Origin of the sequence: Pseudacidobacterium ailaaui (genome assembly GCF_000688455.1) — a bacterium.
In the GTDB taxonomy this organism is placed as follows: Bacteria; Acidobacteriota; Terriglobia; order Terriglobales; family Acidobacteriaceae; genus Pseudacidobacterium; species Pseudacidobacterium ailaaui.
Map to the genome: position 1 here is coordinate 3,010,189 of NZ_JIAL01000001.1, position 18,995 is coordinate 3,029,183.

12 protein-coding genes are annotated in these 18,995 nt (G+C 56.6%); 4 read left to right on the plus strand and 8 right to left on the minus strand.

All coding sequences use genetic code 11. From position 1 onward, the window contains the following. Positions 1-13 precede the first annotated feature (13 nt). Entirely contained in the window at positions 14-3,319 is a 3,306-nt protein-coding gene (gene carB / locus N655_RS0113495) for a carbamoyl-phosphate synthase large subunit (RefSeq protein WP_026443406.1), read from the plus strand. Between the two features lie 15 nt (positions 3,320-3,334). On the opposite strand, the gene N655_RS0113500 is transcribed toward carB, so the two are convergent. From N655_RS0113500 to N655_RS0113515, 4 genes are all read right to left on the minus strand, one after another. After that, positions 3,335-4,393 (minus strand): agmatine deiminase family protein, encoded by a 1,059-nt coding sequence (locus N655_RS0113500; protein WP_044934706.1) that lies wholly within the window; start codon positions 4,391-4,393, stop codon positions 3,335-3,337. A gap of 26 nt (positions 4,394-4,419) precedes the next feature. Next, a complete protein-coding gene (locus N655_RS0113505) occupies positions 4,420-5,343 on the minus strand; it encodes a carbon-nitrogen hydrolase (RefSeq protein ID WP_026443408.1) in 924 nt (307 codons plus the stop codon). 93 nt (positions 5,344-5,436) lie between these two features. Beyond that, a complete protein-coding gene (locus N655_RS0113510) occupies positions 5,437-5,994 on the minus strand; it encodes a pyruvoyl-dependent arginine decarboxylase (protein ID WP_238324743.1) in 558 nt (185 codons plus the stop codon). Positions 5,995-6,083: 89 nt separating this feature from the next. Then, positions 6,084-6,842, minus strand: a complete 759-nt coding sequence (locus N655_RS0113515; protein WP_026443410.1) for a HoxN/HupN/NixA family nickel/cobalt transporter — start codon at positions 6,840-6,842, stop codon at positions 6,084-6,086. A 102-nt stretch (positions 6,843-6,944) separates the two neighbouring features. Between N655_RS0113515 and queA the strand changes: the two genes are divergently transcribed. Genes queA through N655_RS20695 form a run of 3 tightly spaced genes read left to right on the plus strand, consistent with a single transcriptional unit; the run spans position 6,945 to position 12,615 of the window. Continuing rightward, a complete protein-coding gene (queA, locus tag N655_RS0113520) occupies positions 6,945-8,006 on the plus strand; it encodes a tRNA preQ1(34) S-adenosylmethionine ribosyltransferase-isomerase QueA (protein WP_026443411.1) in 1,062 nt (353 codons plus the stop codon). A gap of 42 nt (positions 8,007-8,048) precedes the next feature. Beyond that, positions 8,049-12,434: a DEAD/DEAH box helicase gene (locus N655_RS19045; protein WP_069955830.1), complete on the plus strand. Its 4,386-nt coding sequence runs from the start codon at positions 8,049-8,051 to the stop codon at positions 12,432-12,434. Beyond that, positions 12,412-12,615, plus strand: a complete 204-nt coding sequence (locus N655_RS20695; RefSeq protein ID WP_081823726.1) for a C1orf53 family protein — start codon at positions 12,412-12,414, stop codon at positions 12,613-12,615. Before N655_RS19045 ends, N655_RS20695 begins: the two co-directional genes overlap by 23 nt. Before the next feature lie 14 nt (positions 12,616-12,629). Here the strand turns inward: N655_RS20695 and N655_RS19050 are convergent, their stop codons facing one another. The 4 genes from N655_RS19050 to N655_RS0113540 are packed head-to-tail and all read right to left on the minus strand — an operon-like array spanning position 12,630 to position 18,822. After that, complete coding sequence (locus N655_RS19050) at positions 12,630-14,792, minus strand: VWA domain-containing protein (protein WP_044934708.1); 2,163 nt, start codon at positions 14,790-14,792, stop codon at positions 12,630-12,632. A gap of 14 nt (positions 14,793-14,806) precedes the next feature. Beyond that, positions 14,807-17,410 carry a TonB-dependent receptor domain-containing protein gene (locus tag N655_RS19055; RefSeq protein WP_049961439.1) on the minus strand — a complete coding sequence of 868 codons (2,604 nt, stop codon included), beginning with the start codon at positions 17,408-17,410 and terminating at the stop codon, positions 14,807-14,809. Further along, positions 17,407-18,129, minus strand: a complete 723-nt coding sequence (locus N655_RS19990) for a carboxypeptidase-like regulatory domain-containing protein (protein ID WP_049961440.1) — start codon at positions 18,127-18,129, stop codon at positions 17,407-17,409. The genes N655_RS19055 and N655_RS19990 overlap by 4 nt, the downstream gene beginning before the upstream one ends. 21 nt (positions 18,130-18,150) lie before the next feature. After that, positions 18,151-18,822 (minus strand): DUF5666 domain-containing protein, encoded by a 672-nt coding sequence (locus N655_RS0113540; protein ID WP_026443412.1) that lies wholly within the window; start codon positions 18,820-18,822, stop codon positions 18,151-18,153. Between the last annotated feature and the right edge of the window lie 173 nt (positions 18,823-18,995).

The following is an 18,995-nucleotide window of genomic DNA, read 5'->3' on the forward strand; positions in this document are numbered from 1 at the left end:
AGGGAATAGATCGATGCCACGCAGGAATGACATCACTAAGATTCTCGTGATCGGCTCAGGGCCGATTGTGATTGGCCAGTCGGCTGAGTTTGATTATTCGGGCACACAGGCGTGTAAGGCCCTGAAGCAGGAAGGTTATGAGGTGGTGCTGGTGAACTCCAACCCGGCCACGATCATGACCGATCCAGAACTTGCGGACCGCACCTATGTTGAGCCGCTGACGCGCGAATATGTGGAAGAGATCATCCGCATCGAGTCGCAGATGCTCAAAGATGAGGGACGCGAGGGAAAATTTGCGCTTCTACCCACGGTGGGCGGACAGACGGCGCTGAACCTTGCAGTGGAACTGGCCGACTCCGGCGTTCTGGACAAATACAATGTCGAACTGATTGGCGCGAAGCTGGAGGCCATCAAAAAGGCCGAAGACCGGCTGCTCTTCAAGGATGCGATGACCCGCATCGGTCTTGATGTGCCGAAGTCGGCATTGGTGAACAATATTCGCGACGGACTGGATTTTGTAACCAAAATTGGCTTTCCGGCCATCATCCGGCCGTCGTTCACACTGGGTGGCTCCGGCGGCGGTATCGCCTACAACCGTGAAGAGCTGATGGAAATCCTTGCCCGCGGTCTAGACCTTTCTCCGGTGCACGAGTGCCTGATTGAAGAATCGGTGCTGGGATGGAAAGAGTACGAGCTTGAGGTGATGCGCGACCTGGCAGACAACGTCATCATTGTCTGCTCGATTGAAAACATGGATCCGATGGGGGTCCATACGGGAGACTCTATTACGATTGCTCCCGCACAGACGCTGACGGACCGAGAATACCAGAACATGCGGACCGCTGCGATTGCAGTGATGCGCGAGATCGGCGTGGAGACAGGCGGATCGAACGTGCAGTTTGCGGTGAATCCGCTGACGGGGCGTATGACAGTGATTGAGATGAACCCGCGCGTTTCGCGCTCCTCAGCACTGGCGTCGAAGGCCACGGGATTTCCGATTGCCAAGATCGCGGCCAAGCTTGCGGTCGGCTATACGCTTGATGAGATTCCCAACGACATCACGAAAATGACTCCGGCATGCTTCGAGCCGACGATTGATTATGTTGTTACGAAGATTCCAAAATGGCAGTTCGAGAAGTTTCCCGGAGCAGACGAAAACCTCGGCCCTCAGATGAAATCTGTGGGAGAAGTGATGGCGATCGGCCGTACCTTCAAGGAATCTCTGATGAAGGCCCTGCGCTCGCTCGATACCGGAAAGAAGGTTGGAGCTGAGGTCCTCGATCCACGCAGGCTGACGCAGATGTTGGTGACGCCAAAGCCGGGCCGCATTGATTATGTGCGTTTTGCCTTCCGGCGCGGACTGAGTGTCCGCGAGGTGGCCCGGATGACTTCCATCGATCCATGGTTCCTCTATCACATCAAGGAAGTGACGGACATGATTGCTTCCCTGGCCGAAAGCAGTCCGGACACGGTTTCTGAGGAGATGCTGCGGAAGGCCAAGCGAATGGGGGTTTCCGATGAGCGGATTGCAGAGGTTTGGGGGCTTTCTGGGAGTGATGGCGTCAGGCAGGTGCGGCAACTGCGTCATCGCCATGGAATCAAGCCTGTCTACAAGCTGGTCGACACCTGCGCAGCCGAGTTTGAGAGTATGACGCCTTACCTCTACTCCTGTTATGACGAAGAAGATGAGGCGACGCCGACCAACAGGCCCAAGGTGATCATTCTGGGAGCAGGGCCGAACCGCATCGGGCAGGGAATTGAATTCGATTACTGTTGCTGCCATGCCGCATTCGCACTGAAAGAAGATGGTTATGAGACCATCATGGTGAATTGCAATCCGGAGACGGTTTCCACCGACTATGACACAAGCGACCGCCTCTACTTTGAACCGCTGACACTGGAAGATGTGCTTGCCGTCTATGAACACGAAGCGCAGAGCGGGGCTGAGATTGGCATGATTGTGCAGTTTGGTGGACAGACGCCGCTGAATCTAGCCCTGCGTCTGAAGGAGGCAGGCGTACCGATTCTGGGGACTTCACCCGAATCCATCGATCTGGCGGAAGACCGTAAGCGCTTCGGAAAACTTCTGGAAGAACTTCAGATTCCTCAGCCTCCGGGCGCAATGGCGACCAGTGTGGAAGAGGCGCTGGAAGGTGCCAAGCGGATTGGATATCCGGTGCTGGTGCGGCCTTCCTATGTGCTGGGCGGACGCGCCATGACAATTGCATATGACGACGACGCGGTGGCGCGCTACATGAAGGAGGCAGTGGAGTATTCACAGGAGCGGCCTGTCCTGATCGACCACTTCTTAGAAGATGCGGTCGAGGTGGACGTAGACGCGCTGTGCGATGGAACCGATGTGGTGATCGCCGGCATCATGCAGCACATTGAAGAAGCGGGCATCCATTCGGGCGATTCATCCTGCGTGCTTCCGGCCGTAGACCTTGCACCGGAGGTACTGGAGACGATCCGCACCTATACGCGCAAACTGGCACTCGCCCTGAACGTTGTGGGTCTGGTGAACTTACAGTTTGCCATCCAGCGGAGGAATGGAGAGCCGGACAAAGTCTACGTAATTGAAGTGAACCCACGCGCCTCCCGTACGGTGCCCTATGTGTCCAAGGCGACCGGCGTTCCGCTGGCCAAGATCGCCTCGCGTCTGATGACGGGACGCAAGCTGCGTGACCTGCTGCCGGAGTATGTCTCCTCACGCAAGGACCTGGAAACCGGGACCCATTACTTTGTGAAATCACCGGTCTTCCCGTGGAACAAGTTTCCGGGTGTGGACACGGTGCTGGGGCCGGAAATGAAGTCTACGGGCGAAGTGATGGGCGTGGCAGACAACTTTGGCGAGGCCTTTGCCAAGGCCCAGCTCTCTGCCGGACAACATCTGCCATTGAAGGGAACGGTCTTCTTCAGTGTGAATGACCGCGACAAGCAGCATGTGGTGGATGTCGCGCGGCAGTATGTGGAACTAGGTTTCCATCTGGTGGCGACCGAGGGTACGGCCCATGTTCTGGAACAGGCCGGAATGGTGGTGGAGCGTGTCTACAAGGTCAAGGAGGGCCGTCCGAACGTCGTGGACCTGATCAAAGGCGAGCGCATCCAGCTGATCGTGAACACGCCGCATGGCCAGGACCCCTTCTTTGATGAAAAAGCCATCCGGAGAGCAGCGGTCATGCAACGCATTCCCACCATTACCACAATTGCCGCGGCGCGCGCAGCGGCTGAAGGAATCCAGGCACGGCAGAAACACACAACCACAGTGAATGCGCTGCAGCACCTTCATGCCGCACAGGCCGCGGCGAATGCAAAATAGCCTGCCTGAATTACTTCAGGCAGGCTGCTGCTGGGTCATGCAGTGCAGAGCCCCCAGGCCCCAGATAAAGTCACCGCAGTGAATTCCAACGACCTCGCGGTCTGGGAAGAGTCCGGCGAGGATGCTCAGGGCCTTGCGGTCGTTAGGATCATTGAATGTGGGGACCAGCACGAGGTCATTGGCAATGTAAAAGTTGCCGTAGCTGGCAGGCAGCCGCTGGCCGTCAAAAACAACCGGCGCTGGCATGGGAAGCTCGACGATTTGAAAAGGCTTGCCATCCAGATTGCGGGCCGATTTCAGGCGGTCAAGATTTTCTGCGAGCGGCAGATGGTTTTCGTCATCGCGGTTTGTTTCGATGACGGTGACGATGGTGTTCTCATTGACAAAGCGGGTGATATCATCCACATGGCCGTGGGTGTCGTCTCCTGCAATGCCACGGCCTAACCAGAGGACCTGGTCCACGCCCAGATAGTCGTGAAAGGCCTGCTCTAACTGTTCGCGGCCGATGCCGGGATTGCGCTGCTGGACTTCACTCAGAAGGCACTCTTCTGTGGTGATGAGCGTGCCTGCTCCATTCACGTCAATGGAGCCGCCCTCAAGCACCACGCGGTGGTCGCCAATTTTCGGGGTCCATTGCGGGAGACGGAGTTCTTCGGCCACGCGGCCGGGGAACTCGTCGTCGAGTTGCCAGTCGTCATACTTTGCCCAGGCATTGAATTTCCAGTTTGTGATGGCGGAATGGCCCTGGCTGTTTTTGATGAAGATGGGGCCGGAGTCACGTGTCCAGACGCGGTTGGTGGGCCAGCGATGGAACCAGATGCGGGCAAGGTTGGCACCTGCGCGCTGCAGGATGCGATGGGCGCGTTTTTCCGCGGCTGCATGGTCCACGAGAATATGGACCTCTTCGACGCGCGAAAGATGGCGGACAATATCAGCATAGACCCACGGAATCGCCTGGAATTTTCCTGGCCAGTCATTTGGGTTATGCGGCCAGGCGATCCATGTAGCGGTGTGTCGCGCCCACTCAGCAGGCATACGGTATCCATTTTCGCGGGGAGTCCCTGACAAGGTCATTTTGATCCGATTCCGTGCTTCAGAATTTACTTTTCCACACCCGATCCATCCAGAAAGCGGTGGACAATCGGTGCATAGGCATCGATGCGTCGATCGCGCAGGAAGGGCCAGTTGCGACGCACATCTTCAAGTGCGCGGACATCAATTTCACCAATCAGGATTTCTTCCTTGTCGTGAGATGCCTTAGCGAGGATGCGGCCGAAGGGGTCGGCAATAAACGATCCGCCCCAGAATTCAAGGCCGGGACCGTCAACCCGGTTTCCGCGCACATCGCCCTGTTCGTGCCCGACGCGGTTGACCGCGCCCACATAGACGCCATTTGCAATGGCGTGCGCACGCTGGATGGTCTGCCATGCTTCATACTGAGCGGTGCCATATTGCTCTTTTTCGGAAGGATGCCAACCGATGGCGGTCGGATAAAAAAGCACATTCGCTCCCTGCAGCGCCGTGATGCGCGCGCCTTCGGGGTACCACTGGTCCCAACAGACGAGCGTGCCAATTTTACCGACAGAGGTATCAAATGCCTTAAACCCGAGGTCGCCTGGAGTAAAGTAAAACTTCTCGTAATAGAGCGGGTCATCGGGAATATGCATCTTGCGGTAAAGTCCGCCGATGCTGCCATCCTGTAGCAGAAGGACGGCGGTATTGTGATACAGTCCGGGAGCGCGGCGTTCAAAGATCGAGGCGACCACGATGACCTTTTCCTCCCGGGCCACGGCGCTCAGGCGTTCTGTGCTCGGGCCGGGAACAGACTCCGCAATATCAAAGAGAGCATGGTCTTCGCGCTGGCAGAAGTATTGCGCCCGAAACAGTTCTGGCAGGCAGATGATATTTGCGCCCATGCGCGCGGCTTCGCGGACACGCTCCACCGCCTTCTCCAGGTTTTCATCCGGGTCTGGCGAGCAGGACATCTGCACGAGGCCGATTTTGTAATTTAAGGTAGATGGCATTTTTTGTCTCTAAAAAAATCTATACAGCAGCTTTGTTGCAGGACAGAGAAAAGGCGCAGGCACGAGCACCTGCGCCTTCATCCTCCTTTTATTTTATTCGAAGATCATGATTGCCGCAGCTATCGTGGTGGTCCACAGACCGCGCTTGTCGCCAATCGCTGACTGAGTAACATTTGTGGTGCGGACGATTTTGTTGGAGATCCGGTAAATCTCCTTTTTCTCGTCCCAGCTTTTGTCCGGATCAAATTCCAGATTCAAAGTGGTGGCCAGCATCTCGGCAGCCAGTTCTTCGGCATATTCTCCGGCCTGTTCTTCGGTTTCCCCAAAGCTGTGGTGCTCGCTCAGGTAGCCGTAGGTGTTGCGGTCCGATGGAATGGCCACGCCGATGCTGGAAGCGAGAAGGCGATGAGGTTCGCGCGTGGAATTCTCTGCGACCACGGCAAAGACGACCTCGCCCGGGTGCAGGTATTTCAGCCCTTCTTTTCTGGGAATAAGCTTCGCTTGCGGAGGAAAGATTGAGGAAACACGCACCAGGTTCTGCGCGGCAATTCCGGCGTCGCGCAAAGCCAGTTCAAAGGACGTTAGCCGCTCTTTGTGCTTTCCTACTCCCTTGGTGAAAAAGAGCCGCTGGGGGACCATGCTTTTGCCCAATTCCGAATCCTCCCCTGAGGAAGTTCACTTGCCGGAGGAAAAGTAACACATTTTTCAAGAAATTGGGATGCAAATTCCAGCAGAAAAGTTCAGCCACTGATGGAAGGCAGGCGCTCGGAGGCGCCGAACAGAAAAACCACTCCAATGGCCAGGCTGTAGAGGGCCCCGACAGCGGCAACGGCACGATAAAAGCCTGGATGCAGCTTTCCTGTGCCGAAGACGCCACTGAGGGCGGCCGTCATCAATGTGTTCATGACCACCAGACCGGTACCGAAAGCAAGCAGTCCCAGAAGCCCCAGGATGGTGCCTCCCAGGCTGGCGGTGAGGAGAAAAAGCATCAATTGTGTCGGAGTTTCGGCCCCCAGCCCATGCAGAATGCCGATGCAGAAAACACTGCTGCTCGAATAATTCCAGCGAAAGGCCGCGGGTTGCTGCGCATCTTTTTGCAGCAGGCGATACAAACGCCACTTGGCCTGAAACAGGGCATTCATCAGGAGCTCCCAGCGGCTCTCCAGTGCGCGGTGGGAATGAGAGTGGTCATGCCGTAAACGGACCAAATTGACCATCACAAGGAGGCCCAGGAGGATCAGGGTAACGCCGACCACACGCTCGGCCCAGGAGTCCATCCGGGCGGGCAGTGACAGATGCAGCAGGATGACGAGCGCGCCCAGGGTCAGCACGGTGAAAGCATGCCCAAGCGCGTAGAGAACGCCAAGCCTGATTCCTTCCAGGCGTGTGCGCTGGACGGCGGTAATGTCTGAAATCGCGGCCAGGTGGTCGTAATCAAAACCGTGCCTCAGCCCGAGCAGAGCGCAGGAACCAATCGCAAGTACAAGTTTCCAGTGCATTTCCAGCCTTTAAAGATGCAGTCTACCTTATCCCTTGAGGCCGTGCTTCTGTGTGCGGGGAGGGCACAAAGGACGGCCGGCAGGACCAGTAGAATCAAAAATGTGCTGGTAGCCGATTTTGATTTCCATCTTCCTGAAGACCGCATTGCGCAAAGACCGCTGGCTGACCGGGCCGGAGCGCGGATGCTTGCGTTTGACCGGACCACGGGTGCGTTTGAGGACCGCGTCTTTCGCGATTTGCCTTCCCTGCTGCGGGAAGGTGATGTGCTGGTGCTGAACAATAGCCGTGTGATTCCGGCGCGTCTGTTCGGACACCGGTCTGGGCTGCATACACAGCCCCAGCACAGGGTGACGGGGCGTGTCGAAGTCTTTCTGACCGAGCAGATCAGCGAATGGGAGTGGCGCGTGCTTGCGCGTCCCGGACGTAAGGTGCTCAAAGGGGAGATTTTAACCTTCGGCGAAAATGTCCTGCGCGCAGAGGTCATCGAGCATGGCGAATTTGGAGAGCGCGTTCTGCGTTTTGAACCGGTCGTCGATTTTTATGGCGCTCTGGAACATCTGGGACATATTCCGTTGCCGCCTTACATTCATCGGGAGGATGAAATGGAGGACCGCGAGCGGTATCAGACAGTATACGCGCAGCAGCGCGGATCGGTGGCTGCTCCGACGGCAGGATTGCATTTTACGCAGGAAATTCTGGAACAAATCCGCGGGCAAGGAGTTGAAATTGTCTCCATTACACTGCATGTGGGGCTGGGGACCTTCCAGCCGGTGCGCGTGGAAAAAGTAGAGGACATCCATTTACACACCGAGCGCTACACGCTCTCGTCCGAGGCGGCATCCGCAATGAACAACGCGAAGCGCGAGGGCAGGCGCATCGTTGCAGCCGGTACAACGACCGTTCGCACGCTGGAGCACTGTGCCCTAAAGTCCGGCAATGGTCCTCTGGAGCCGCACTCTGGAACAACGGACATCTTTATTTCGCCGGGGTTTTCTTTTCGTTTGGTGAATGCCTTGTTGACCAACTTTCATCTGCCCAAGTCCACATTGCTCATGCTGGTCTGCGCCTTCGGAGGAACAGAGAAGGTGCTCAAGGCCTACCGCCATGCTGTGCAGTCGGGTTATCGCTTCTTTTCTTATGGCGACTGCATGTTTTTATCCTAAGCTGAGGCGAAGAAGAAACGAAAATCAAAGTAGAATGGGGACATGCAGTCCCCTTCGGTTCCGGAAAGCCTCGCCTGGGCGCACCCTGTGGTCCAGGAATGGTTTGTACGCCGCTTCGGTACTCCAACCGAACCCCAGGAACAGGGCTGGCCACATATTCTTGCGGGCAGGCCCGTGCTGATCTCGGCCCCGACTGGGTCAGGCAAAACGCTGGCTGCATTCTTGATCTGCATTGACCAGCTCATCCGCAAGGCGCTGGACGGAAGGCTGGAGCCGCGGACTGAGGTCGTGTACGTCTCGCCGCTGAAGGCCCTGTCGAACGATGTCCAAAAGAACCTGGAAGCGCCGCTTAAAGAAATCCAGCAGCTGGCCCTCGAACGGGGCCATCTTGGAACGCAGATCCGCGCGGCCGTGCGCACGGGGGACACTCTGCCTGCTGAGCGACAAAGGATGCTCAAGCAGCCACCTCACATTCTGGTAACGACGCCGGAGTCGCTCTACATCATGTTGACGGCGGAGAAGAGCCGCAACAATCTGCGCCATGTACATACGGTGATTGTGGATGAGGTCCACGCGATGGCCGATGACAAGCGCGGTGCCCACCTGGCACTGACGCTGGAACGGCTGGACGCACTGGTGCGGGGTGAAAATCGCCTGTCGGTTGGAGAATGGGTAACAGGACACAAGGCAGCTCCGCAGCGCATTGGGCTTTCGGCCACACAGAACCCGATTGAATTGGTTGCCGAGTTTTTGCGGGGTGGATGCGAATCACCGGTGGAGATTGTGCAGGTAGGTCGGCGGCGCGATCTCGATCTGGCCGTCGAGGTCCCGGATGAAGAACTGGGCGCTGTGGCAAGCAACAGCATTTGGGACGGTATTTACAAGCGGCTTGCAGAACTGGCCCTGGCGCACCGCTCCACCCTGGTTTTTGTTAATACCCGGCGCATGGTAGAGCGGATTGCCTTCCGCATGGGCGAGCTGCTGGGAGAGGAAAACGTCGCGGCCCACCATGGAAGCCTTTCCCGCAAGCTGCGCCTGGAGGCAGAACGCAAGCTCAAGCAAGGTGAAATCCGTCTGCTGGTTGCGACCGCATCGCTCGAGCTGGGCATTGACATTGGCAACGTAGACCTGGTTTGCCAGATCAACTCTCCGCGCGCGATTGCGGTGGCGATACAGCGAGTGGGACGGGCAGGGCACTGGCGCGGCGCAATTCCCAAAGGGCGATTTTTCGCAACGACTCGCGATGATCTTCTGGAGCAGGCAGCCACGATCCGGGCCATCCGTGCGGGCGCGCTGGACCGGCTGGAGGTCCCGCCCAAGCCACTCGATGTGCTGATGCAGCAAATTGTTGCTGCGTGTGCAGCCGAACCGTGGGAAGAGGACACTCTATTTGCGGTGCTGCGGCGCGCGCAGCCCTATCACTCGCTGACGCGCGAAGAGTTTGACGAGATACTCTGTCTGCTGACCGAGGGCATTGAGGCCAGCCGTGGCCGGTACGGGTCCTATTTATTGCGGGACCGCGTGCGTGGGCGCGTGCAGGCACGGCGTGGTTCGCGGACCATAGCGGTATCGAACGCAGGAACGATTCCGGACACCGCTCTGTATGCGGTGATTGCCGAGCCGGAAGGCGTGCAGATTGCCACCCTTGACGAAGATTTTGCTGTGGAGTCCTCCGCGGGGGACATCATTCTGCTGGGCAACACAAGCTGGCGCGTGGAACGTGTGGAGAGCGCCGGCCGGGTCCTGGTTTCCGATGCTCAGGGGCAGCCCCCAACGGTGCCTTTCTGGCGGGGAGAGGCCCCGCAGCGGACGGATGAACTCTCCCAGTTCGTCTCCGATCTGCGCGAAGAGATAGACCGCCGCACAAAAGATGTGCTGCCCGGATACATCAGTCAGGCCCATCCGCAGATCGCTGAGACAGTTTCCTGGCTAAAGCAGGAATGTGGTGTCTGTGATTCCGGCGCAGAGCAGATGATTGCCTACATTGCAGCCGGCCGCTCCGTGCTCGGTGTTGTGCCTTCACTGACGACGATTGTTGCGGAGCGCTTTTTTGATGAAGGCGGCGGAATGCAGCTTGTCATTCATGCACCGTTTGGGGGGCGCATCAACAAGGCCTGGGGCCTGGCGCTGCGCAAGCGCTTTTGTCGCGGCTTCAACTTTGAATTGCAGGCGGCTGCAACAGACAATGGCCTCAACATCTCCCTGGCTGAACAGCACAGCTTTCCTCTGAGCGATGTCTTCCAGTTCCTCACAGAACAGACCGTCACCGAGCTTCTGGAGCAGGCCTCGCTGGCATCACCCATCTTCAAGTCTCGCTGGAAATGGGCGGCGGGGCGGAGCCTGCAACTGCTGCGGTACAGGAATGGGAAGCGCATTCCACCCCAGATCCAGCGCACGCGCGGAGACGATTTGCTGGCCAGCGTCTTTCCACAGGTGGCGGCGTGCTTTGAGAACATTGAGGGCGACATTGAGGTCCCGGACCATCCTCTCATTCGCGAAGTGATGAAAGATGTGCTGGGAGAGGCCATGGACCTGGAGGGGTTGAAACGTGTTCTTGCTGGAATGCATTCAGGCAAGATCCGTTGCGTGGCTGTAGATACGGCGACCCCTTCGCATTTTGCGCATGAAATGCTGAATGCGAATCCTTATGCTTATCTGGATGATGCTCCGTTGGAAGAGCGCCGTGCGCGTGCTGTAAATATGCGCGGGATCCTGCCGGACCATCTGCTGGGTGAAGCAGGAAGGCTCTCTCCAGAGGCGATTGCATCTGTGCGGGAAGAAATCTGGCCCGATGTGCGCGATGAGCACGAATTTCACGACCTGTTGTGCTCTCTCATCATTGTGCCTGCCGAGATATTGTGCTCCCCCGGCGCGCGGGACTGGGATGTTTTCTTTTCACGTCTTGAAAGGCAGAGACGGGCCACACTGGCACGCACAGCAGAGAAAAACTACCTCTGCGCAGCGGAGAGGATGCAACATTTAAGGCTGCTCTTTCCGGCAATCGAATATGCCGATGCTCTGGATTATGTATCTGAAACAGATACAAACAGGGAGGAGGCCCTGCGCAGGGCCATCCAGGGATGGATGGCGATCCTGGGCCCGGTCACCTGCCGCAGGATGGAAGAAAAGCTTGGCATCGCTGCCGGCGAAATCTGGAAGCAGATGCTGAGGCTGGAGATGAATGGCACGATTCTTCGCGGAGTGTTTGAAGGACACGGTCCGCTGGAGGCCATCCCGGACGAAGATGTGGAATGGTGCGAGCGGCGCCTGCTGCAGCGTATCCATAAGCGGACCCTGGTGACGTTACGCCGACAGATAGAACCAGTTTCAGCTTCGGTTTTCATGCAATGGCTTTTGCGCTGGCAGCACCTTGCGCCATGTACGCAGCTCAGCGGCGAGTCTGGCTTACTGGAAGCGCTACGCCAACTGGAAGGCTTTGAGGCACCGGCCATCGAATGGGAGCGTTCGATTCTGCCGCAACGTGTTTCCGGATATGATCCACGCTGGCTCGATGCTCTCTGTCTTTCCGGAGCTGTCGGATGGGGGCGCATCTCTCCGCATCCTGCATTTCATTCCATCGAATCGGGCGGCCCGCGGCGCGTGGTGCCAACCAGCATGGCGCCTGTCACGTTTTTTATCCGTGAAGAGGCGTTTTGGATGGATCGATGCCTGACCCAGCGTCAGATTCCGGAAAATTGCCTGGCTGCCTGTCTGAGCGGGACTGCAAGCAAAGTACGCGAAGTACTGTTATCGAGTGGGGCGATGTTTGCAGGAGACCTGGTGCGCAGGCTCGGCATTTCTGCAGCAGAAATCGATATGGCATTGTGGGAGCTGGTGGCTGCTGGACTGGTGACAGCCGATGGGTTTGACAGTCTGCGGATGCTGATCGATCCGCGACGAAACCTGGGACGCAGAACAAAACAAGCTGCGGGACGCTGGAGTCTGTTTCGAAGCGCGGAAGGGGCGACCCCGGTACAGCGCGAAAACGAGATTGAATCAGCCTGCCGTGTTGTATTGCGTCGCTATGGGGTTGTTTTCCGTGACCTTCTGGAGCGCGAAACAACCATGCCACGCTGGCGGGACCTGCTGGGCTCCCTGCGCAGAATGGAGGCCCGCGGCCAAGTGCGCGGCGGACGGTTTGTCCAGGGTTTCCATGGCGAACAGTTTGCTTTACCTGAAGCACTGGATTCCCTACGCGAGGCCCGGCGCGAGGGGACCTCCTCCTGGACTGTGAATCTTGCAGCAGCCGATCCGATGAACCTGATTGGCATTGTGCTTCCTGGCGAACGCATTGCCGCTGTCGCTGGAAACCGGGCCACGCTGGATGAAAATGTCTGGGCACCACTTCAGGCCCGGAACGGAACGATGGTCCCCGGTCCTTCTTTTCTTCTGACTGAGTCAAATTATGAACAGCCCCCCACGACCTGACCCACAATCGTCGTTGAAGAAAGATGTGGACTACTATATGGACGGTCCTTTTCTTGTATTCACAGAGGCCTATCACCTGAAACGCGGTTATTGTTGCGGTTCGGGTTGCAGGCATTGTCCCTGGAAGCAGCAGGGGAATGCAGGAGAGGCTTCCTGCTCTGACCCTGGCAGTCCGACCTGAACAAACATCATTCGCTAGCGCCCGCCTGGCGACGGCGTGGATCCAGGCGCTGGAGTAGTGACTGGTCCGCGCACCAGCAGGGCCATTCGCGGAAAGGTAAAACTGCCGCCAGCGTCGTCAATTACGTTGACCTGACAGGTGTAAAGGCCTGGTTTCAGATCGGTCAGAGGTACATCAAACTGAAATGCCACAGCATCGCGCGAGGGATCATTCAGTTGTGTGGCCTGCACCAGGGGTGTTTCATAGACCTTGAGTCCATTGCTCAGAAATTCAATGCTGGTCATGACCCGGACCGGCGCAGCTGGGCTGTCCTTTTCGCCTTTGGATTTTGCAGGGGAAACGGATGCTGTCGTGGCCTGTGCAGCCGCTTTCGCAGGGTTATAGACCTCATAGAAAAAGTAAATGTGCTGGTCCTGGCGAAAAACGTGCGCCAGATTCGGCACTAGCTCTTGCCCGTCATGCACGAGCGGACTGTCAGATTTTTTATTGGCGGGAATGCGCTGGCTGGCGAGCACGACGGAACTGAGTTTCACCGGGGCCTTGCGCAAGTCGGGCACATTGATGTCTGTTTCAAATGACCCCATGCGCCCGGTCTCGTTCTCACGGACCACAAATTTCAGGTGATACTTGCCGGCAGGCAGGATGAAGCTCGTGGAGTACTGGATATTTTTCTGACGTACCTGCTGGGACTGGTCAACGGCGAGCTTTACGGTGTCGCGCGCGTCTCCTATGCGACGACCCGCTGCATCTTTCACTTCGCCGATAATGTCGAGTGTGGCCTTGTCCCGATCGCCGCCTTTCACAAACGGTATCTGTGATCCGGGGACCAGAATGGAAATCGGAATGTAATAGCGGTTGTCATCCTGCCGGAAGTAAAGCGCCTGCAGATAGACGGCGACATCCGTAGCGGGCAGGTCGCTGGCAAGCTGTTCATCCAGTTCGCGCTCACGGTCTTCCTTATTGGAATGTTTGAAGTCTGCGGGGGCGTAGTATCCGTGGCGATATTCCAATTTGACATCGCTGCGGTTGACTTTGATCGTGAGGCGGCGATAAGTCCCGTCGCGCCGGGGATCGGTGGAGCGATAGCCCAGGACGTAGTAGGCGGAAGTGTCCTGCTGCATCTGCTGGAAGGCGGGGGCGAAATCGTTGGAGTCAAACAAGGCCTTGCCGCCGGTGTCTGAAGACAGAGTGGCCATCACTTCCTGCGAATTGAAGTTGGCGTCAAGGTTGTTCTGGAGCGCCGCTCCGTTGTAGCCACTGGTTCCACGCAGGCTCCCTGTGGTTGCATCGCCCAAAGGCGAGATGGCCTGGAGACCGCGTGAGTCAATGCTATAGATGGACAGATTAGCGCGCACGGCTGCATTGATGGCTGCATGAAGCGAAGCCTGGTTCTCAATACCATCGCGCGAAATTCCGCCAGAGAAATAGACCAGCGCCTTTTTCTGATTGATATAGTTCAGAGATTTTGCAATGGATGCAATCGCATAGAGCTCACGGTCCGTATTGATATCGTTGTATTCACTCTCATCTGGCGTATAAGCGGTCGCGTCCTCCACTTGATTGGTGGTGCTTGTGGCACCGGGGGCGTAGCCCTGGGTCTGGTCGCCTGAGTAGCGGTCAATCGCATTCAGCAGCAGTTGCTTGTTCTGCGTGAAGTCCTGGTCCAGCGAAAGGGAGGCATCCAGAGAAACCACGGCGACCACGTCGGCGGGCTGCATTTGTTTATTGATGTAATTGCGTGCTGCGTCCTGCGCGCGTTCCACATCTTCCGGCTGCATGGAAGTGAGGTCGAAGAAAAGGACCACCAGGCGGTGGTTACGCAGCGCATCTCCGGTGACGATACCAGTTTTCCCCAGGACAATATTTCCGGCTTTGCCGCTGATGGTGGCTTCATTAAGGGCGGCAGCCTCGTCTACGCTTTCAAAGTCAAAACTGATGATCTGCTGCGGCTTGCCATTTTCAGTGATGGTGAAGTCATTTTTGGTAAGTCCCTTCACAATCTGGCCTGTTTTTTTATCGCGAACCACTACGTTTGTGAGGACGAGGTCGCTATTGACTTTCAGGGTGAAGGACTGAGATTGCTGGCCGTCCTGCTGGGCCTGAAGCAGCAGCGGGGCCATGCACAGAAGGAGAAAAAGATGCTTCAGAACGATGCGCGGCGCGAAGTGATTTCTCATCCCTTGTGTCCTCCTTAGAAGCGGTATCGTCCGAGGAATGTGAATTGCCGCATGGTTGCAGCCGAGGTCACCTGTCCGTAAGTGGCCGATCCTAGGGTCGTGTCTACACCTGCATACTGGACGGTGTTAAAGACGTTGTTGGCGGTGGCGCGCAATTCCAGATTTCTGAAATCTCCAAACCGGATACTTTTCGAGAACGAAGCATCGACGGAAACCGTTCCTGGCCCGGGAATCGAATAGCGGGATGCAGTGCCGTATGTGCCGGCAGGTTCAGAAAAAGCCGCACGATTGAACCAGCTTTGCAAAGAACCACCTCCCTGCGTGATCGAGACGCCCGGCACACGGTCGGGCCGAAGGGAACCTGCACTTCCGCGGGCCACATCTGCAACCGCTGCGGCGTAGGCAGGTGTGAGAGGTTCACCGGTCGCAAATTGAAAGGTGCCGGAAAGGGAGATATTGGCCAGAGTGTGCGAAATCCAGTTCCCGCTGGTCAACAGGTGAGTATCTGGTCCAAAAGGCAGTTCATATACAAAATCACCCCTGAGATTGTGGCGGACATCAAAGCTGGAATTGGATTCTTCAGCGAGAAGATTTTGCCAGTTCTGGGCAACGGTCAGGCCGGTGCCTCCATTTCCGCCAATCGAACTTGCATTGTCTATCGAATGCGAATAGGTATAGGTTGCGCCCAGTGCAATGCCGTTCTGCATCCGTTTGCGCAGGCGTACGGCGAGCGCATTGAAGTTTGAAAAGGCGATGGAATCTTCCCAGTCGTAGTAGTAACCGCTCAGGCTTTCCGTAGCTGTTCGGCCGGGTGCGCTGACAATGTCAAGGCGTGTGCCTTTCGATCCGTTGTAGCCCACATTCAGCACAATGCCCAGTGGAAAGGTGTGCTGCACGTCCAGGTTCCAGACCTGGACATAAGGCAGACGGTAATTTTTGTTGACTGCATAATTGCCGACTTTTTGCGGACCTGGAAAACCATTGGCCAGTGTGATGTCAGCCCCGGAAGTGGCCTCATTGGTCTGTACATCAGCAAAAGGAGGCTGGAAGGCGAAGTTCTGCACGAACTTCACATACTGTCCGTTGGCAAAATTGATGCCATAACCTGCGCGGACGACAGTATCTTTCACTGCACGCCAGGCAAAGCCAAGCCTGGGAGAGAAGTCCAGGTGTTCGGGTTCAATCAGAGTGCGTGGGAACTTTCCCGAGTAAGGTCCGACTCCATTTGGCATGACTGGGACCACGGACGTAAAGTCATTCCCCACGTCAAGGTTTACTAGTCGATCGTCTTTTTCCGAATAGGGCGAGAAGTACTCATAGCGCAACCCGGCCATGATGGTGAAGTTTGGCAGTGCCTGCCAGGTGTCCTGTCCGTACAGGTCAAAGACATTCTCCCGCAGATATGCCTTCTGGTAGGGGGCCTGAATCGCTGTCTGCTGCGGCAGGCCCAGAAGCAAATCGGCGAGCGAGGACCCGGAGTCGGCCAGCGCCCCGCTGGTATTTTCATTCGTGCCCGGGGCCTGGGTGTAGAGTCCTGTGAAGTAGAAGGTCCCGGTTGAGTTGCTAGTGGCGCCAATCATGTCCAGATGCACACGCCGGAAGTCTCCGCCGAAGCGGAAATTGTTCTTTTTATGGATCCAGGAGCTGGACTCAGAAACGGAGATGGTCTGGTTGATGTGAAAATTAGGCTGCTGCTCATTGAATCCTGTGAACTGGTTCATCACCAGATTCGGCAGGCCATAGTTGAGTGGGGAAGCGGCCTGGCCATTGAAGATGTTGATGCCAATCTGGCTGGCAATATCGGTGGCATTTGTAAAGTAATTGGTCAGTTGCAGGTTGCTGCGGTTCCAGCCAAGATTCAGATTGTTGATGAATTTTCCTTTGCTCAGCGAATAGCCCGCCTGCACGGAGTACTGGTGCATTTGCTCCTTGCCGCCGAGAACCGGAAAGATATTCAGCTGGTCAGAAGCCGTGTGACTGTAATTGAAATTGCCGTTGATGCTTTGTTGCCAGTGGTTGCCGCCCTGGCCCATAAACTGCCGGATCATCCCCATGATCGGTGATCCAGCGTTCTGGCCAAAGCTGCGCATATATCGCACGCCTAGGTTCGTGGTGTTGTTTTGGGCTGTTGTAATCCGCTGATAGTTCTGTGCCTGCCCGGGAAGGTTGGGAAGAGGAATATAGCTGAGCAGGGCCGTGGCCTGCGGAGCAATCCGCTGCGCAGGAATGGTGTTGTTTGCAAAGGGCTGGCCAGTCTGCGGATCGTAAATGATAATGGGCTTGCCTTGCTGGTTGGTCAATGCGGAAAGGTCCCCGGCACGTTCCTCCGCAGTGGGTACGGTACCGTATTGGGTGAAAGGAGAAGAAGTGCGATTGTCAGCAAGTGTAAAAAACAGAAAGTCTTTTGTATCGTTCTCCAGCAATTTGGGAATGTAAGGAGCACCGACAAAGGTCAGTCCAAAGTGATTGGAACCATAAGCGGGTTGGTTCAGCGGTGCACCGCGAACAGAAAAAGGTTCTGCGTTGAGGGCAGAGTTGCCGCCATTCCAGAAGATGGCGCCGTGCGGCTGGTTGGGTTTAAAGTTGCGGAAATTGCCGCGTCCGCGGCCACCGATCATGATAGGGCCACCACCAGGCCCCCAGGACCGCCAAAGCCGCCCGGCCCGCCCCTGCCTCCACTGCTGCTGCCCGGAACCTGCGACAGAGACTGGTCAAACTGCATGTTCTCCATGTTCTCCCGCATCTGGCCCATATTGATTCCGGCGAATGGATTGGTGGACCCACTCTGGCCGCTGACTGCAACTGATTCATTGGAGAAGTCGGAGTTGTTTGCTAATGAGGGAAGCGATGTATCTGAAGACGCATTGCTGTTTCCCGCCTGAATCAGCCCGGAGGCAGCATTGAGCAGGCCAAGGTTTTGGGCGCCTCCAAGATTGCGAAGGCTCTGGGCGGCCAGGGACGTGCCTTCCTGCTGCTGCGCACGGGAAGCCAATGTCAGCGCAAAGTCGGCCTGCTGGTCATGCGCTGAAGCAGCATTGAAGATCACCTCTTTGGTTTCCGAAGCGAAAGCGGCAAAGTCTGTACGCACCACATAGCGCCCGTTCTGAGGGATGGCCAGCGAATAGGACCCGGTAATATCTGTAACCGTGCTGTACTTTTTTCCCGTCAGTGTATTTGTTGCCGTCACGCTGACTCCGGGAAGCGGCACGGTGCCTGACTTTACGGAACCATGAACGGTGCCACCCGATGCCGCGGCGGAAGCAGGAGGGCCCTGCGTTTGTGCAAGGCAGCAGGACCAACAGACCAGCAAAACACAGATTGGCAGCAAACGGCGCACAGAGAATCTCTCCTGGTAAAACTAGTGTGGCAGCTGTAGAGGGGCACCGCTCCCTGGGGCCGGACCACCTTGGCCGCGCATTCTCGGTTCCACCACATTTAATACGGAAGCGACAAAGTTTCCGTTCTGTAGTTCGCCGCGTGCAGAGACCATGTCGCCTACCTTGATGTCGGCCAGAGTGATGCTCTCACGATGCTTCTGGAAGGAGGTATTTTCATTCACTGTAATGGTCTGTGTTTTCTTGTCCGGCCTTTCGATGGCGATGGTCAAATTGTCCGTATTGATGGAGGTGATTTTTCCGGCTGTCCATGTCTTTCCGAAATCTGCTTCCATCTGCTTCATGCGCTGCACAGCTTCGGCATCTAGTACAGCGAGGAAGGCCGCGCCAAGTTTATGGCCCTGGTCGTCCAGCTGTCCGCCTGCCACAATGACATCCCCCACATGCACGTCGGAGACCTTCGCTGGTTGTCGGTCTTTCATGATGCGGGTGTTGGGGCCGGTTTCAACCTGATAGGTCTCACCCTGTTCATTTTTTACCGTCAATTCATTTCCAGAAATGGCCGTGACCGTTCCGCGCACTCCATTTCCCATTCCCATGGTGCCGAAGCGCGGTGGGCCTTCCTGCTGCTGGGCGCAAACCAGGGTGAGCAGAAGACAGGGGAGAAAAATCAAGGCAAAGATGCGGGTTTTCATGGTTGGCCTGCCTGCAATGGATTTGACTGCCAGTTTAGACGGGAAACAGGTCCTCCAAGACTCAAGGAAAGCACAGTTTCCCGAGGGTAGGTGTTGCGATGAAAAGCAACAGCGATGAGCCAAACGTAGATGCCATGGAAAGCTTTTCCGCGAGGCGAGGAAAATTGAAGCTC

Bases quoted from the DNA above. Each gene is read 5' to 3' on its own strand.
- carB (WP_026443406.1), top strand. From the start codon at position 14: ATGCCACGCAGGAATGACATCACTAAGATTCTCGTGATCGGCTCAGGG.
- N655_RS0113500 (WP_044934706.1), bottom strand. From the start codon at position 4,393: ATGACCTTGTCAGGGACTCCCCGCGAAAATGGATACCGTATGCCTGCT.
- N655_RS0113505 (WP_026443408.1), bottom strand. From the start codon at position 5,343: ATGCCATCTACCTTAAATTACAAAATCGGCCTCGTGCAGATGTCCTGC.
- N655_RS0113515 (WP_026443410.1), bottom strand. From the start codon at position 6,842: ATGCACTGGAAACTTGTACTTGCGATTGGTTCCTGCGCTCTGCTCGGG.
- N655_RS19045 (WP_069955830.1), top strand. From the start codon at position 8,049: ATGCAGTCCCCTTCGGTTCCGGAAAGCCTCGCCTGGGCGCACCCTGTG.
- N655_RS20695 (WP_081823726.1), top strand. From the start codon at position 12,412: ATGAACAGCCCCCCACGACCTGACCCACAATCGTCGTTGAAGAAAGAT.
- N655_RS19050 (WP_044934708.1), bottom strand. From the start codon at position 14,792: ATGAGAAATCACTTCGCGCCGCGCATCGTTCTGAAGCATCTTTTTCTC.
- N655_RS19055 (WP_049961439.1), bottom strand. From the start codon at position 17,410: ATGATCGGTGGCCGCGGACGCGGCAATTTCCGCAACTTTAAACCCAAC.
- N655_RS0113540 (WP_026443412.1), bottom strand. From the start codon at position 18,822: ATGAAAACCCGCATCTTTGCCTTGATTTTTCTCCCCTGTCTTCTGCTC.